Genomic DNA, 15,754 nt, shown 5'->3' on the forward strand with positions numbered 1-15,754 from the left:
AAGAAAAATGTGTGTGTAATATAGGCCTTTGATACGTTTAAAAAAAATTCCCTGTCGTTTCAATTAAAACGACAGACGTTTTCTGTGTCCCATAATTCTTGTTTCTTATTTATTTGTAATATCTTTGTAACCGATAACACATTAACTCTATGAATTTAAGAACTGTAATATTTTTTTGTACGCTGATTTTCGGCTATTTCCATTCTTTTTCGGAAACATATAAATATCGTGTGACATTGAGAGATAAGTCTGCAACTGCCTATAGCATTGACCGTCCGCAGGAATTTCTGTCCGAACGTGCTTTGGAACGTAGAAATAGGCAGGGGATAGGTATCGACTCTACAGATTTGCCGGTATGCAAAAACTATATTGACCGTTTGGTGGAACAGGGAGGAAAGTATCTGATGCAGAGTAAGTGGAATAATACTGTGCTTATGCTTACTCAGGATGAAGAAACGGCAGAAAGATTCAGACAAAATCCATTTGTTATGGATGTAAGAAAGGTATGGGTTTCACCCGATACTGTTTTTCCAAGAAATAAGGATCGCAAGAAGGAAATAACAAATAAGTGGAAAAAGACAGACGAATATTATGGAGTGGCTGCCAATCAGATAAAGATTCATCACGGCGACAGTCTTCATAATGCCGGTTTCCGTGGAGAAGGTATGCATATAGCGGTTATAGATGCCGGATATTATAATGTGGACAAAATGAAATTTTTCCGTAAGCTTCATATTTTAGGAACAAAGGATTTTGTTAATCCTGAATCTGATATATATGCCGAGCATAACCATGGCTTGAAAGTACTTTCGTGCATGGCTGTAAATATGCCTAGGGTAATGGTTGGTTCTGCTCCTGAAGCTTCTTACTGGCTTCTCAGAAGTGAGGATAATGATACTGAACAGCCGGCAGAGGAAGATTATTGGGCAGCAGCTGTAGAGTTTGCCGACAGTGTAGGTGCAGATGTTGTGAATACTTCACTTGGATATTATTCTTTTGACAATGTGTCCGACAATTACAGATATCGTGATCTTGACGGACGCACTTCGCTTATGTCGCGTTCTGCCAATATCGCTTCTTCTAAGGGAATGCTTATAGTATGTAGTGCAGGAAATTCAGGTTCATCCAGCTGGAAAAAAATTACACCTCCTGGAGATGCTGAAGGCGTACTGACAATAGGTGCTGTAAATGCAGACGGTGTGAATGCTGATTTTTCTTCAGTTGGTAATACAGCTGACGGACGTATAAAACCAGATGTAATGGCGGTAGGTTTTCATTCTAGTATAGCCGGACCTAATGGAGGAACTTCATATGGTAATGGAACATCCTTCGCTTCGCCGATATTCTGCGGACTTGTTACATGTCTTTGGCAAGCTTGTCCGTGGCTTACTGTAAAGGAACTTATTGATGTGGTTCACCGTTCTTCTGACAGGTATGATTATCCGGACAATATATTCGGTTATGGAATAACGGATATGTGGAAAGCATACAGAATAGGGCAGGAGATGAAAAGCAAGTAGATATGATGGAAAATGAAGCAATGTCTTTATACGAACTGAATTCTTTGGTTCGACGAGGTCTTCATTCTATTCTGCCTGACGAATACTGGATACAGGCGGAGTTGAGCGATGTGCGCTCTAATTATTCCGGGCACTGTTATCTTGAGTTTGTCCAAAAAGATCCTAAAAGCAATGCTTTGATAGCAAAGGCTAGAGGGGTGATTTGGAGTAGTGTTTTCATGCGTTTGCGTCCTTATTTTGAACGAGAAACAGGGCAGGCTTTTGTTTCCGGAATAAAAGTAATGGTGAAGGTTACGGTTGACTTTCACGAATTGTACGGCTTTTCTCTTACTGTTGTTGACATTGATCCTGCATATACTATAGGCGATATGGCGCGCAGGCGAAAGGGAATTCTGAAGCGTCTTGACGAAGAAGGTATCCTGACAATGAACAAGGAGCTTGAAATGCCTGAACCTCTGCAGAGGATAGCTGTCATCTCTTCGGCAACTGCAGCCGGATATGGTGATTTCTGCAACCAGTTGCATTCCAACAAGTTCGGTTTTGTGTTTTATACAAAGCTTTTTCCTGCTATAATGCAGGGAGACAGGGTAGAGGAAACCATAATATCATCTCTGGAAAGAATATATTCTGAAATAGATAATTGGGACGTAGTAGTGATAATCCGTGGTGGAGGGGCAACATCTGATTTGTCCGGTTTCGATACATACGATTTGGCTGCTCATTGTGCACAGTTCCCACTACCTATTATAACAGGTATAGGGCACGAACGCGATGATACTGTGATTGATATGGTTTCGCATACAAGGGTAAAGACGCCTACAGCCGCTGCCGAATACATAATAGGCATGATGTTGCAGACGGCAAGCCGACTTGATGATTTGTCGGAACGCCTCCGTAGTGAGATACCAGTCATCCTGAATTCGGAATCGGAACGTCTGAACAGACTTGTTGCACGTATTCCGTTGGTGGTACAGTCCAGACTGCAAAGGGAAAATATGCGTTGCGAGCGTATGTATTCGCGTCTGGTAATGTCATGGCAGAAACGTTTTCTGGTAGAACAACATCGTTTGGATGTTTATCCTCGTCTGTTGATGTATGTTCGTTCTGTTATGGAAAAAGAAACTCATAAGATTGACCTGATGGAGAGAATTCTTAAATCCGCATCTCCGGAACAACTCTTGAAACGCGGTTATAGTATCACTCTTCTTAATGGAAAGTCTGTGAGGGATGCTTCAAAGATTAAATCCGGTGATGAGGTGGAGACTGTTTTGGCAACAGGTAAATTTAAAAGTATAGTAAAATAAGATATAGTTATGGCTGCAAAGAAAGAAACATATACCGAAGCCATGAAGAAGCTTGAAGCGATAGTGGCAAAAATAGAGAGTGGCGAACTGGATATCGACCAGTTGGGAGAAAATCTTCAGGAGGCTCAGAAACTCATAAAGTTCTGCAAGGATAAGCTTTATAAGGCAGACGAAGAAATAAAGAAAATGCTCGATGACGGACATTCGGATGAGGAATGAAAAATGTAAGCAACATGCCGGTATTTAAGGGTTTTGGTCTAAATATTTATTGTAAAAATTGGAATATGTAAATTAAAATCTTACATTTGCCGTCAATGTTATAATATCAGGAACATAAAAATATTAAATAATAAAGTTATGAAAGAAATTGACTGGTCTAATTTGTCGTTCGGTTACATGAAGACAGATTACAATGTACGTTGCTATTATCGCGACGGCAAGTGGGGTGAATTGGAACTTTGTTCGGAAGAAACATTAAATATCCACATGGCAGCAACATGTTTGCACTATGGTCAGGAAGCATTCGAAGGTTTGAAGGCATATCGTGGAAAAGACGGAAAAATCCGCGTGTTCCGTCCGCAGGCAAATGCAGAACGTCTTCAAAGTACTTGTAACGGTATCCTTATGCCTGAATTCCCTACAGAACTGTTTTGCGAAGCTGTAAAGAAAGTGGTAAAGGCAAACGAACGTTTCATTCCTCCATATGAGAGCGGTGCTTCGCTTTATATACGTCCGTTGCTTATCGGTACAGGTGCCCAGGTAGGCGTACATCCGGCAAGTGAATATCTTTTCGTAGTATTTGTTACTCCTGTAGGCCCTTATTTCAAAGGTGGTTTTGCTACTAATCCTTATGTTATAATCCGTCAGTTTGACCGTGCTGCTCCTCTTGGAACAGGAACATTCAAAGTTGGTGGTAACTATGCTGCCAGCCTTCGTGCAAACAAGATGGCTCATGATGCAGGATATGCAAGCGAATTCTACTTGGATGCAAAAGAAAAGAAATATATCGATGAGTGTGGTGCTGCCAATTTCTTCGGTATTAAAAACAATACATATGTGACTCCTCTTTCTACATCAATCCTTCCTTCTATCACAAACAGAAGCCTTATGCAGCTTGCTGAGGATATGGGACTAAAGGTTGAACGTCGTCCTATAGCTGAAGAAGAACTTGAAACATTCGAGGAAGCTGGAGCATGTGGTACAGCTGCTGTTATCAGCCCTATAGAGCGTATTGATGACCTTGAAAACAATAAATCGTATGTAATAGCCAAGGATGGTAAACCAGGTCCTATAAGCGAAAAATTGTATAACAAGCTTCGTGCTATACAGTATGGTGATGAAGCCGATCCTTATGGATGGGTAATGATTGTCGAATAATTTGAATATTAAGATAATTTGTAACGACCGGATTTGAAAAAGTCCGGTCGTTTTTTTGTATCAGTTTTGCTCATGAAACACCGGTTTATATAAAACAAAATGAGGATATATCGTAATGACATATCCTCATTGTATGCTTTTAATAAAGTAATTATGCTTCAGCGCAAGGAACTACAGAAACAAAGCTCTTGTTTTCACGTCCTTTCTTGAAACATACAGTACCATCTACCAATGCGTAAAGAGTGTGATCACTTCCCATACCTACGTTTTTACCTGGATTGTGAACTGTTCCTCTTTGACGAACAATGATGTTACCAGCCTTACAAGCTGAACCACCGAATATCTTTACGCCTAATCTCTTGCTTTCTGATTCACGACCGTTCTTAGAACTACCTACACCTTTTTTATGTGCCATTTTCTTCTACGTTTTTAATGATTAAGCAATAACTTGTTTGATTGTCAATTCAGTAAACTGCTGACGGTGACCGTTCAGTTTTCTGTAACCTTTTCTTCTCTTCTTGTGGAATACAAGTACTTTGTCACCTTTAACAAGGCTAGATTTTACTTCACATACCACTTTAGCACCTTCTACAGTAGGAGCACCTACAGTTACGTTACCATTGTTGTCAACCAACAAAACTTTGTCAAATTCAACAGTTGCGCCGTTTTCAGCGTTCTGAATGTGGTGTACAAACAGTTTTTTGCCTTCTTCAGCTTTGAACTGCTGACCGTTAATTTCTACAATTACGTACATTTTAAATAAATATTAAACGGGTTTCTTCCGTAAGGTGGACCGGTTCTTGCAGTCACTTTTTTACCTTGTCGGACTAAAATCGGCTGCAAAGATACTCTAAATACTTTATATAAACAATTTTTTCTTGGTTATTTTTGTCCAGTTTTTGAAGATAATTTATTGTTTGTAAGTGATTTCTGTTTTATTAGTAATCGGCTTTGGGCTTTTAATTCAGGTGCAGGGGTATAAAAAAAGATATGCCTATTATCGAAATAGGCATATCTTCGTATATTTTTATGTATTCCGTTTAGATATTAGAAATACAAGTATCTGTTGTCAACAACTTTTGATTTCTGGTAAAGATCATTGATGAACTGAGTTGCGAATCTGTAATACATGTTTGATAATGTAGATTCTTCAGATTTTACATCAAAAGTTTCTTTTCCGTTTTCTTTGCTTAATACTTGTACCATATAAACACCGGCATTACCTTTTACAGGAGCACTTGTTGCGTTAACGGCTGTTTTAGAAGCTACGGCACCTATAACAGGTTCGCTTCCTCTAGTCAATGATATATAAGCAGGTGCAGAGAATGTTACATGTTTTACTGTATCGCTGACAGCGTTCTTTACGGCTTTTGCCTGATCTATTGAAGTGCATGACTTCATGTCTGCCATAATCATTTCTGCCTTTTTGTCACGACGGATTTCAGCACGCAACATGTCTGCTACAGAGTTGATATTACGGTAACCTACTGGGTTAATTCTGTCAAGTGCTGCTACCATGATGTGGTCGTTGTTTCCACATTCGAAAAGAGGAGATACAGCGCCTTCTTTAGCACCGAATATCCAACGTATAACTTCTTTTGTTGATGGTACACCACCTACATAGTGTTCTGCAGATGAAAAATCAGAACGTGGAATAACTGTGTAACCGTATTCTTCTGCATTCTTTTCAAGTTCTTCTATGCTGTTGCTCTGTGCAACGAACTGGCTGAACTTGTTGTATGCTTCATTATATGTATCATTGCTGAATTCTACATTACGTTTGATCACAGCCACTTTGTATTTATCCTGCATGCTTTTCTTGTTCATTACCTGTAGGATGATGTTTGCATGACCGATGTTTAGTTTTGCAATTTCTTTAACAGGCTGGCTTAAAAGTGTCTTAATGAATTCTTCATTTTCAGAGTTAAGCTGAGAACCTTCCCAAGTATTGGCTCTAACCCATGTAGATTCGCCTGTCTGACCATAAACTTTCGCAATTTCTTCGAAGTTTGCTCCACCTTTCAAAGCGTCATATATACTGTCTGTAAGAGTCTTTGTCTTTTCTTCAGTATCGGCATAAACCTGAATCTGGCGGAACTGTATAGAGTCAGGAGCATTAACTTTAGCTATGATCTTGAATGCATTGTATGAATCGTCAGCCTGACTGTAGTATGGGCCGAAAACTTCGTTCATACCAATTGAGTCAAGGCGTGCAACAACATCCGATGGAAGTACTGACTTGTTGACAGGAATATCAGAGTATGATACGCTTGATCCTGTTGAACGGATAAAAGCAGCGTAATCAGCTGTTGTATTGTTAAGCTGTTCGCTATATTCAGTCACTTCGTCCAAAACTGCTTTTCTGTCAGCATCCGAAGGTAATACCTGGATATCTACAAAGCGGATGTCGCGAGTTTCAGCCAGCTGTTTGAACTGTTCCTTTCTTTCATTGTACAAGCTTCTGATTTCATCGTCAGAAATTTTAACCAAAGAGTCGTTTATAGCTGAATATGGAACAGCAGCCATAAGCAGGTCACTCTGTTCAGTACGTGCTTTGAAAGCATCTTCTGCAGAAGTAGGGTTAGCGATAAGTGATTTAGAAATCAGATTCTGGTATTTTTCAGCTAAAGCAGACTGTCTGAGTGTCTTTTCAACAAAGTTCCAGAAATTACCCATAGTCTGATAGTATTCAACATACTGTGAAGGCATCTGGCTTGTGCTCAAGTTTGAATAGTCAACGAGGAACTTCTTCAACATATCCTTATCGAAAGCACCTGTCTGTGGGTTACGGAACGGAGTGTTCATCAACAGAGGGTGTGTACCTTCGTCAATGATAGCCTGGATTTCAGCATCAGTTACTGTAAGTCCCAACTTTTCAGCCTGTTCAGCAATAAGTTTGTTGTTTACGTATGATTGCCATACCTGGTCTTTTACACTTGCCAATTGAGTCTCGTTAAGTGATGCCAAACCATTTGTCAGTTTGATCACTTCAGTGTATTCGTCAACTAGCTTTTGATAATCCTGAGCGGAGATTTTTTCTCCATTAATTTCTCCGATGTCTTGCCTTCCCTGATGTGGCTGGAATATTTTCCAAGCGTCGCCTGCTATGAAAGCGAAGAGGGCAATACCGATAACAATGACCAATAATGGTCCTTTGCTTCTAATAGTTTGTAAAGTTGCCATTTAAATTTATTATTTTTTGTTTATTGTTTTTCTGTAATTAGCGCACGAAGATACGAAAAATGTTTATGAGTTGCTATTTTCTATACAAAAAAATGCTTATTTCTGTATTTTCAGTTTAACCAGCTCTATTTTTGTATTGGTGGCCTTGATAATATTGAACTGGAATTTGTCTATCACTATATTTTCATGAGGCTTTGGAATTCTTTGGTATTCATTTATTATTAGTCCGCCTAATGTCTGATATTCATCGCTTTCCGGAAGACCTATACCAAATTTTTCGTTAATATCTTCTATTTCAAGTCGGCCTGATAAAATGTATTCGTTTTCACTTATAGTTTTGGCTATTGTGTTTTTATTGTCATGCTCATCTTCTATATCGCCAAGAAGTTCCTCTACCAAGTCTTCAAGTGCGATAACGCCCGATGTTCCACCGAATTCATCTACAACAACGGCTAGGGACTTTTTCTGTTGCATGAGCAGTTGCATAAGCTTGTTGGCTCCCATGCTTTCCGGTATTACCGGGATAGATTTGATGTTTTGTTCCCAGTCATCCTGTGTATTGAACATTTCGGAAGAATGGATATAGCCTATTATATTGTCTATATTGTCACGATATACTATTATCTTACTTAATCCACTGTCAACAAATACTCTCATGATTTCTTTTTTAGGAGTACCGGTCTCGACAGCTACTATTTCTGTTCTTGGAATCATACAATCCTTTACTTTAATGCTTGAAAAGTCCAAAGCATTGCGGAAGATCTGTATTTCAGTATCTATTTCCTTTTCGTTGCTGGTATCGTCGTAGCTACTTTCTATAAGATAATCCAAATCAACCTTTGAGAATGCTTTTTCTCTATCTTCTTTCTTTATTTTTTTACCTGTAATTGTCAGTATGGAAGTTGACAGCATGGCAGAGAATTTACTGATAGGGTATAGTACCAGATAACATATATATGTTGGAATACAGAGATATTTCAATGTGAGGTTAGGGTTTATCTTGAATATTGTTTTTGGAAGGAATTCCCCTGTTATAAGTATTATTAATGTTGAAATGATTGTTTGAATGACAACTAGTAGTGCCTCGTTGGTTATTAGTCCTGATAACAGTTTGTTTTCTATTATCTCTGCCATGAGGATACCATATATGACTAAGGCTATGTTGTTGCCAACCAACATAGTAGAGATAAAATTGTTAGGGTTATTATAGAAGACGGTAAGTATCTTTGTGGAGAAATTATTGGATTTTTCCATCTCAAACCTTAACTTATTTGAGGACACGAAAGCTATCTCCATTCCGGAAAAGAATGCAGAAAATGCCATTGTGATTAGTAATTCGATGATAATACCCATTTGTGTTATTTTTAGGCTTATGTGTTTTTGCTTTTATCGGTTATTGGTATTTTGTTTTGTACTTACTGTGTCTGATGGAGCTGTGTCTTCTACTGTAAAAATACCTGTAGGAGTGAATATCTCATATTCGGTCATCTCCTGGTTTGAATCGAAACCATAACCAGTCAGAATTTTGTCTGACTGTTCTATCTTGATAAATCTGTCAGAGTATATACGTTTTTTCGATTGGTCCCAAAATAGCAGTTCTGTGTCAAATTTATCGCCGAGCTGATTTTGTATGTGTACGTTACCTCTTAGTTCCCAGATTTCTTTTTTTTCGTGATAATAGGCTGTGTCGGCTTTTATACTTGCATCAACTCGGAAAAGTGTATCAAACTTTTCAAGGTACAAGCCTTTTTCAAAAGCCCAATATGGTGGGTTTTTCTTACTGAATACCAACCATTCATCTGTTATGATTTTATATCTTATCATACCGGAATCTGATACATACGATACTACACCGGTACTTTGCATGTCGGGTAGGGAATCTTTTTCATCGATAGCTGATGCTAATTTTTTACCCTTTCCGCTACATGACGGGAAAAAAAGAAACATAACAGTTGCCCAAACGGCAACTGTTATGCTTATGAAAAATCTTGTATTAAAAATCTTGTGTCTATATGACATACTTTATTATCTGATAGTTGTTGTTTCGCCAATCCATCCTCCGATTGTAACTGTATGTCCCTTGCTTAAACCAAGGAAGAACAAGTCTTCATCTTTCGGAGTATAAGCAGAATATGTTCTGATAAGTTCGTTGGCTTTATCTGTAACGCTTGGATCAACACTCTTTGCACGCTGCAGTTTGTCTATAACAGCAAAGAATGTACATTTGTTCAATGCAGACTCGTCACTCCAGTTAGGGCTTGAAGCATACATCTGTGCGATAAGGATATATGCATCGCCATAATTGTTGTTGAAAGAGATTGCCTTGTTACAATATTGTTTTGCACGGCTCAACTGCTTTTTGCTGAACAGTATTACAGCTGCATTGTAGCAGTATTCAGCTTTCTTCATAGGATCCTGTTCAAGTTCGATAGCCTGGTCGAAGTAACCGATACTCTTGTCAAGGTCACCTTTCTTGTAATACATATATCCGCAACCTGCTGCTGTAGCTGCAGTCGGTTCAATTGCGTGTGCAGCTTCAGATGCTTCGAAATAAGCTTCTTCTTCTGTACATTTCAATAATTGCATAACTGTAATAACCTGCTTCAAATAGTCAAGGTTAGTTTTGTTCTGTGCAACTTTAGGACCATAGATAGCCTGAAGGTTTTCGCAAGAAGCAGCACCACTGTTTATGAAATATGCATCAACATTATCTTTAGTTGTCTTGAGCAATTCTTTCATCTTTTCTTTCTTTTCTGCTTTGTATGCAGCGTCAGCATAACCTGATACAGTCAGATAATCCTGTATGAACTGTTCTTTGTGGTTTTCGTCTGTTTTGAGTTTACGTGAAGACATATCCATCATGTCAAGGAACATGAAATAATCAGATTTCTCTTTTTCCATGTTGATTGCCTGTTTTGCCCAGTCGTATGCTTTGTTCAGATCAAGATTCTTTCCAGAGAAAACAATGTAGTCATGAACTTTCATACCAATGATAGAACCTTCTGTTGATTTGCTTCTAACCAACTTATTAAGTTTATCAAGATATTTGATACGCTGGTCATGTACTGCCATCAATTCATCAAGGTAAGCTTTCTGTTGAGCTGCATCCTTTGTACTTTGTATCAATCCACGAAGGATTTTAGCACCATTGGTGTATGTACCTACCTGTGCAAGAGGAGCTTCAGTGAATACTGCTTTCCAAGGTTTGTATGCATCCTTGAAATTGTCTGTTTTTACATATTCAGTATAAATACTGATGTTCTGAAGGCAGCGGATACTATCTTCTCCGTGTCCAAATCTAGAACCGTCTTCTACTCCTTTTTGAGCAAAAGTCGCTGCAGAACCCAATGTTAAGGCACACAGCATTGTAAACATCTTCATTCTCATCGTATTATTAATTTAATTGTTTATTGTGTCTTTATAATATTCTATCTATGGTTTCAATTAATTGACTCTCCATTTCATAAACCAAGGTTCATTAAGTGTCAATCCTATTTTCAAGACAAATCTGTCTTCCGACATCAAATTGCTTACGCTAGGAGAAAGTTTTATATATTGTCCGGTGATGCTTAGGACTGTCTTGCGTTGGAAAAGTGATAATGGAAAACCAAAACCGGCAGATGCACCGATTTCTTTTGCCCCGTCTGCATAAGAAGTACCATTCGTATTTGTTGGTATTTTCACATACGGTGAATTATAAAATGCTCCTGCTCTATATGATATTCTTTTAAAGAAGTTTTTGCTTATATTATTAGGTGTGTATTCAGCTCCTACTGCTATCTTGTTTCTATTGCAGTACATGCCGGCAGCACTTGACAATTTGGCTTTTGACCATTCTTGAAGAGTGTAATCAGCCGTTACTGTCAATTTATTCTTGTACTGATATGCCAAACCGATTCCATATGAGGATGGAATGCTATATCCGTCATATGCAGTATTTTCTGTTGTCGATGAATAGCTGCTTCCGTCTGTAACTTGTGTTCCTGTAACCTCTGTAGAATTTAAATTATGTCCCAGGCTGTATGTAAGTCCTAGTGTGAGACTGTTATTCTTGTTAAAAGGTTGTGTGTATTGCAATCCTAAATCAAGTTTATAGCTCTTGACTTTCAGGTTTCTGTATGTTATTGTATAGTCACCTCCATTGCTTAATGTTGCTGTGGTGCTATATTCTTGTTTTCCATAAAGATAACCTATATTTGCTCCGATTGACAAGTTATCGATAATTTTGAAACCTAATCCTCCGAAAATAACATTTGTACCACCGTCACCTGTATATGTGTTTGTTACTGATACGGTGTTGCTGTTCGAAGCGTGGCTTGTGGAATTGAAATTATAACCTACTGTCGAAAAAGGAGTAAATCCAATTGCCATTCCTACTCTTGGATGAAGACGGAACTGTATTGCCAGATAGTCGAAGCTGGAGTTTCTTGCATTCGATCTGATGTTGTTTTCCTCGTAATTGCAGCTTTTCATGCTGAAACCTACATCAAACATAAACGACAAAGAATCTACTGAAGTATATGATGCGGGATTTATAGGATTGATATGACGGTTTGACCTGAGTGCATTTCCTACGCCACCCATGGCTGCATTACTGGTAAAGACTTGGTCAGACAAGTCTCCTAACCCGAATCTTGTATATGGAGAGTTAGTGCTGGATTGGGCAAAAGCAAATACTGATGCTGTTGCAAAAATAGCGCTAATAAGTACCTTTTTATTCGACATTATAATTCAATATTCTGTTTAAACCTTTTAAAACTAAAAATCTATCTGCAAAGATGATACTTTTTAATTTTGTATCAAAAGAAAATTTGTCTCCGCCAGTTAAAAAAACTAAAAGGTCGGGGCATTTTTTTTGGAATTGAGCTATATAGCCCTTTATTTCAAATTCAATTCCTTTTATGACTCCTGCCCTGATAGCTGTTTCTGTACTATATCCCAGTTCCGGCATGTCTCCTCCTTTTTCTATTAAAGGAAGCTTGTCACAGCAGGCGCTTAACGATTTGAATCTTGTGTATATTCCGGGTGAGATGTTGCCTCCCCAATATGTGGCATTGGCATCAATAAATTCGTATGTCAGTGCTGTTCCGGCATCTATTACAAGAATGTTTCTGTTTGGCATCAAATAATTAGCGCCTACTACAGCCGCCAGACGGTCCATACCTAAAGTTTCCGGAGTTTTGTAATTGTTTATTATAGGTACAGGCGTTTTATGAGTTAGCTCCAGTATCGGAAAATCTACATTTGATAATTGTCTTTTTATTGTATTGCTTAATGTTATCACAGAAGCAATAATACATTTGTCTATTTTGTATTTATGACAAAGTATTTTAATACAGTCCAGTGAATGGTTTGAACCTCTAAGTATTTCTACCTGTTCGTCACCATCGAAAACTGCCAATTTGGCGACTGTATTTCCTATGTCTATTATTAAATTCACAATCTATATTTTTGTATTGCATGCAAAGTAAAAGAAAAAAAGGATAAGAATTGCAATAAAATAGATGTTTTGTTTCATATTTATAGATAATTAGTCTTATTTTTGTGTCCAAATTTACAAAAGTGCACTTTAAATAAATTATGTTTGTCAATAAAATAAGAATATTTCTATCGCTGTTAATTATATGGGGGAGCATGTTATCTTATGCTCAAAAACGTGACAGCATTCAGTTTAGTTTGCTCACCTGTTCTCCCGGAACTGAAATATATTCTTTATTTGGTCACACTGCAATAAGATACCAGAATTATACTCAAAACAAGGATATTGTATTTAATTATGGGATGTTCAGTTTTTCATCTCCTAATTTTATTTATCGTTTTGTGAAGGGTGAGACTGACTATCAGTTGGGGGTGAACGATTTTAGATCGTTCGAAGCTGAATATATGTTCAGGGGATCTTCTGTTTATCAGCAGATATTGAATTTAACTTATGAAGAGAAGCTCAAGCTGCAAAATCTGCTTTTTACAAACTATCTTCCACAAAATAGGGTATATCGGTATAATTATTTCTATGACAATTGCACCACAAGAGCGCGTGATCAGATAGAAAAGTGCATTGATGGAGATGTTGAATATCCAAATTCAGTTCCCGACAAAACATTTCGAGGCATTATACATGAGTTTACAAAGGGATTCGATTGGGAGGAATTCGGTATAGACCTTTGTCTGGGAGCCGGTGCTGACAAGCCGATAGGTATTCGCCAACAGATGTTTTCTCCTTTTTATATGCGTTCTTTTGCTGAAAGTGCTTTTATTAAAGACGAAAATGGGAACACCAGACCTTTGGTGTTAAAAGAAGAAGTGATTGTGGATGCCGATACTGTAGATGCCGCTGAGAGTTCTTTCTCGTTTAGCCCTATAGCTTGTGCCACTTTTTTCCTTTTTCTGAATGTGGTAATTGCATTTGTTCAGATAGTAAGGAAAAAAATATACTGGTTTTGGGATTTAATTCTTTATTTGTCTCAGGGATTGGCGGGATGTATAATAGCCTTTCTGTTTTTCTTCTCAACACATCCTACTGTGGATTCCAATTGGCTGATTTTATTATTCAACCCGATACCGTTATTTTATTTGCCATTTATGGTTTACAACGATATAAAACGTAAAAAAGACAAGTGGCATGTAATAAATTCTGTGTATTTAACATTATTTATATTGATATTGCCGTTAATACCACAAGAAATTAATTTATCAGTATTACTTTTGGCACTCGGTTTGTTGTTTAATGCAGTGAGCCATCAGATTGTTTATAGAAAATAAAAATGAGAGAGCGATTTATAACATCTTTAATTACTGCTATAGTTATTTCCGGAATCAATGCACAGAATGTTCCGGCTGTTCCTAAATTGGTTATAGGTCTGACTATAGATCAGTTGCGTACAGATTATATAGAAGCCTTTTCTGCCATGTATGGTGAAAGGGGATTTAAGCGTCTTTTCAGGGAAGGACGTGTATATATGAATGGTGAGTATGATTTTATCAAACCTGACCAGTCGTCTTCCGTAGCTTCTATATATACTGGAACTACACCTTATTATAACGGAGTAGTCGGCAATAATTGGATGGACAGAAATTCTTTATGCGTAGTAAAGAGTGTTGATGATAAATCATATATGGGGGTTTATACCTCCGAGAATGTCTCTCCCAAGTATCTTACGGTATCCAATCTGGCTGATGAACTGATGGTTTCCACTCACGGTCAGGCTCATGTCTATTCTATAGCTCCTACAAAAGAAATGGCTATTATGGGGGCTGGACATGCGGCTAAAGGAGCGTTCTGGATTAATGATGAAACCGGTAAGTGGAGCGGAACTACATACTATGGAACTTTCCCTGAATGGGTAACAAACTTTAATGACCGTAATGGTCTGGATTTCAGAATTGACCAGATAACCTGGGGACCATATCTGCCAGTTACTGCATATAAATATATCACAACAGAAACAAAGCAGCTTACATTCAAACATAATTTTACAGATGAGCGTCTGTATAAGTATAAAAAATTCAAGACAAGTCCATACGTAAACGATGAGGTTAATAAACTGGTAGATGTTTTTCTCAATAATACGAATGCAGGATTGGATGACACGCCGGATTTGTTGACGTTGGGTTATTATGCAGGAAATTATGACGGAAAACCGGACAATGAATATGCTATGCAGATTCAGGATATGTATGTCCGTCTTGATAATACTATAGGCGATTTGCTTGATATGCTTGACCGCAAAGTGGGATTGAAAAACACTTTGATATTTATAACTTCAACCGGATATCGCTCGCCGGAGTCGGAGGACTTGCCTGAATACAGAATTCCTACGGGCGAATTCCATCTTAAACGTTGCTCTGCTTTGCTTAATATGTATCTGATGGCTATATATGGTCAAGGCCAGTACGTAGAAACATATTATGGAAATCAGATTTATCTCAATCATAAACTTATAGAAGATAAGAACTTAAATATTACTGAAGTAATGACACGTTCATCTGAATTTATAGTTCAGATGAGTGGAATACGTTCTGCTTATTCTTCTCAGCGCCTTTTGCTCGGTGCTTGGGATCCGAAAATTGAAAAAATCAGAAATTCATTTACCAGAGAATGTTCCGGAGATTTATATATAGAAATATTGCCGGGATGGAAAGTGGTAGATGAATACTCTAATAGTGTAAGGGTAGAACGTGAGGCATATTCTTCAGTTCCGGTATTTTTCTTTGGATATAACATAAAACCTGAAATTTTATATTCACCGGTCAAAGTGTCTGCCGTTGCACCTACTTTGGCACATTTCATGCGTATAAGGGCTCCTAACGCCAGTGTAGTAGCTCCTTTGACAGGAATACGTAAATAAATCTTTGCAATTACCGCATTTTGAC

General features: G+C 37.9%; 14 protein-coding genes. 6 read left to right on the forward strand and 8 right to left on the reverse strand.

Annotation, left to right across the window (positions count from 1 at the left end; genetic code table 11):
- The first annotated feature begins 149 nt into the window (after window positions 1-149).
- From NW213_RS13940 to NW213_RS13955, 4 genes are all read left to right on the forward strand, one after another.
- Window positions 150-1,520 (forward strand): S8 family serine peptidase, encoded by a 1,371-nt coding sequence (locus tag NW213_RS13940; protein ID WP_258323147.1) that lies wholly within the window; start codon window positions 150-152, stop codon window positions 1,518-1,520.
- Window positions 1,521-1,525: 5 nt separating this feature from the next.
- A complete protein-coding gene (gene xseA / locus NW213_RS13945; RefSeq protein WP_258323166.1) occupies window positions 1,526-2,824 on the forward strand; it encodes an exodeoxyribonuclease VII large subunit in 1,299 nt (432 codons plus the stop codon).
- A gap of 9 nt (window positions 2,825-2,833) precedes the next feature.
- Complete coding sequence (xseB, locus tag NW213_RS13950; protein ID WP_154045054.1) at window positions 2,834-3,043, forward strand: exodeoxyribonuclease VII small subunit; 210 nt, start codon at window positions 2,834-2,836, stop codon at window positions 3,041-3,043.
- A 138-nt stretch (window positions 3,044-3,181) separates the two neighbouring features.
- Complete coding sequence (locus NW213_RS13955; RefSeq protein ID WP_154045053.1) at window positions 3,182-4,201, forward strand: branched-chain amino acid aminotransferase; 1,020 nt, start codon at window positions 3,182-3,184, stop codon at window positions 4,199-4,201.
- A gap of 151 nt (window positions 4,202-4,352) precedes the next feature.
- Here the strand turns inward: NW213_RS13955 and rpmA are convergent, their stop codons facing one another.
- The 8 genes from rpmA to NW213_RS13995 form a co-directional block, all read right to left on the reverse strand.
- On the reverse strand, window positions 4,353-4,616 hold the full coding sequence (gene rpmA / locus NW213_RS13960) for a 50S ribosomal protein L27 (protein WP_154045052.1): 264 nt from the start codon (window positions 4,614-4,616) through the stop codon (window positions 4,353-4,355).
- A gap of 21 nt (window positions 4,617-4,637) precedes the next feature.
- A complete protein-coding gene (rplU, locus tag NW213_RS13965; RefSeq protein ID WP_154045051.1) occupies window positions 4,638-4,955 on the reverse strand; it encodes a 50S ribosomal protein L21 in 318 nt (105 codons plus the stop codon).
- Window positions 4,956-5,248: 293 nt separating this feature from the next.
- Complete coding sequence (locus tag NW213_RS13970; protein ID WP_258323148.1) at window positions 5,249-7,384, reverse strand: peptidylprolyl isomerase; 2,136 nt, start codon at window positions 7,382-7,384, stop codon at window positions 5,249-5,251.
- A gap of 96 nt (window positions 7,385-7,480) precedes the next feature.
- Window positions 7,481-8,737 carry a hemolysin family protein gene (locus NW213_RS13975; RefSeq protein WP_204393486.1) on the reverse strand — a complete coding sequence of 419 codons (1,257 nt, stop codon included), beginning with the start codon at window positions 8,735-8,737 and terminating at the stop codon, window positions 7,481-7,483.
- A gap of 33 nt (window positions 8,738-8,770) precedes the next feature.
- The gene (gene lptC / locus NW213_RS13980; RefSeq protein WP_154045048.1) at window positions 8,771-9,403 is read right to left on the reverse strand and encodes an LPS export ABC transporter periplasmic protein LptC; all 633 of its coding nucleotides are present in this window, start codon (window positions 9,401-9,403) and stop codon (window positions 8,771-8,773) included.
- 6 nt (window positions 9,404-9,409) lie between these two features.
- Window positions 9,410-10,771, reverse strand: coding sequence for a tetratricopeptide repeat protein (locus NW213_RS13985; protein WP_258323149.1), 1,362 nt, complete (start codon window positions 10,769-10,771; stop codon window positions 9,410-9,412).
- A 57-nt stretch (window positions 10,772-10,828) separates the two neighbouring features.
- Window positions 10,829-12,109 (reverse strand): hypothetical protein, encoded by a 1,281-nt coding sequence (locus NW213_RS13990; RefSeq protein WP_258323150.1) that lies wholly within the window; start codon window positions 12,107-12,109, stop codon window positions 10,829-10,831.
- Window positions 12,099-12,824 (reverse strand): type III pantothenate kinase, encoded by a 726-nt coding sequence (locus NW213_RS13995; protein WP_204393492.1) that lies wholly within the window; start codon window positions 12,822-12,824, stop codon window positions 12,099-12,101. The genes NW213_RS13990 and NW213_RS13995 overlap by 11 nt, the downstream gene beginning before the upstream one ends.
- Window positions 12,825-12,964: 140 nt before the next feature.
- Here NW213_RS13995 and NW213_RS14000 point away from each other — a divergent pair, with 140 nt between their 5' ends.
- Together NW213_RS14000 and NW213_RS14005 are read left to right on the forward strand one after the other, a co-directional pair.
- Window positions 12,965-14,143: a DUF4105 domain-containing protein gene (locus NW213_RS14000; RefSeq protein WP_375338157.1), complete on the forward strand. Its 1,179-nt coding sequence runs from the start codon at window positions 12,965-12,967 to the stop codon at window positions 14,141-14,143.
- A 2-nt stretch (window positions 14,144-14,145) separates the two neighbouring features.
- A complete protein-coding gene (locus NW213_RS14005) occupies window positions 14,146-15,729 on the forward strand; it encodes an alkaline phosphatase family protein (RefSeq protein ID WP_154045043.1) in 1,584 nt (527 codons plus the stop codon).
- Window positions 15,730-15,754: the final 25 nt, after the last annotated feature.

The sequence above is a fragment of the Bacteroides sp. ET336 genome, assembly GCF_024733815.1.
GTDB lineage: Bacteria > Bacteroidota > Bacteroidia > Bacteroidales > Bacteroidaceae > Phocaeicola > Phocaeicola cellulolyticus.

Coding starts and splice junctions, on each gene's coding strand:
- NW213_RS13940 (WP_258323147.1), top strand. CDS start 150: ATGAATTTAAGAACTGTAATATTTTTTTGTACGCTGATTTTCGGCTAT.
- xseA (WP_258323166.1), top strand. CDS start 1,526: ATGGAAAATGAAGCAATGTCTTTATACGAACTGAATTCTTTGGTTCGA.
- xseB (WP_154045054.1), top strand. CDS start 2,834: ATGGCTGCAAAGAAAGAAACATATACCGAAGCCATGAAGAAGCTTGAA.
- NW213_RS13955 (WP_154045053.1), top strand. CDS start 3,182: ATGAAAGAAATTGACTGGTCTAATTTGTCGTTCGGTTACATGAAGACA.
- rpmA (WP_154045052.1), bottom strand. CDS start 4,616: ATGGCACATAAAAAAGGTGTAGGTAGTTCTAAGAACGGTCGTGAATCA.
- rplU (WP_154045051.1), bottom strand. CDS start 4,955: ATGTACGTAATTGTAGAAATTAACGGTCAGCAGTTCAAAGCTGAAGAA.
- NW213_RS13970 (WP_258323148.1), bottom strand. CDS start 7,384: ATGGCAACTTTACAAACTATTAGAAGCAAAGGACCATTATTGGTCATT.
- NW213_RS13975 (WP_204393486.1), bottom strand. CDS start 8,737: ATGGGTATTATCATCGAATTACTAATCACAATGGCATTTTCTGCATTC.
- lptC (WP_154045048.1), bottom strand. CDS start 9,403: ATGTCATATAGACACAAGATTTTTAATACAAGATTTTTCATAAGCATA.
- NW213_RS13985 (WP_258323149.1), bottom strand. CDS start 10,771: ATGAGAATGAAGATGTTTACAATGCTGTGTGCCTTAACATTGGGTTCT.
- NW213_RS13990 (WP_258323150.1), bottom strand. CDS start 12,109: ATGTCGAATAAAAAGGTACTTATTAGCGCTATTTTTGCAACAGCATCA.
- NW213_RS14000 (WP_375338157.1), top strand. CDS start 12,965: ATGTTTGTCAATAAAATAAGAATATTTCTATCGCTGTTAATTATATGG.
- NW213_RS14005 (WP_154045043.1), top strand. CDS start 14,146: ATGAGAGAGCGATTTATAACATCTTTAATTACTGCTATAGTTATTTCC.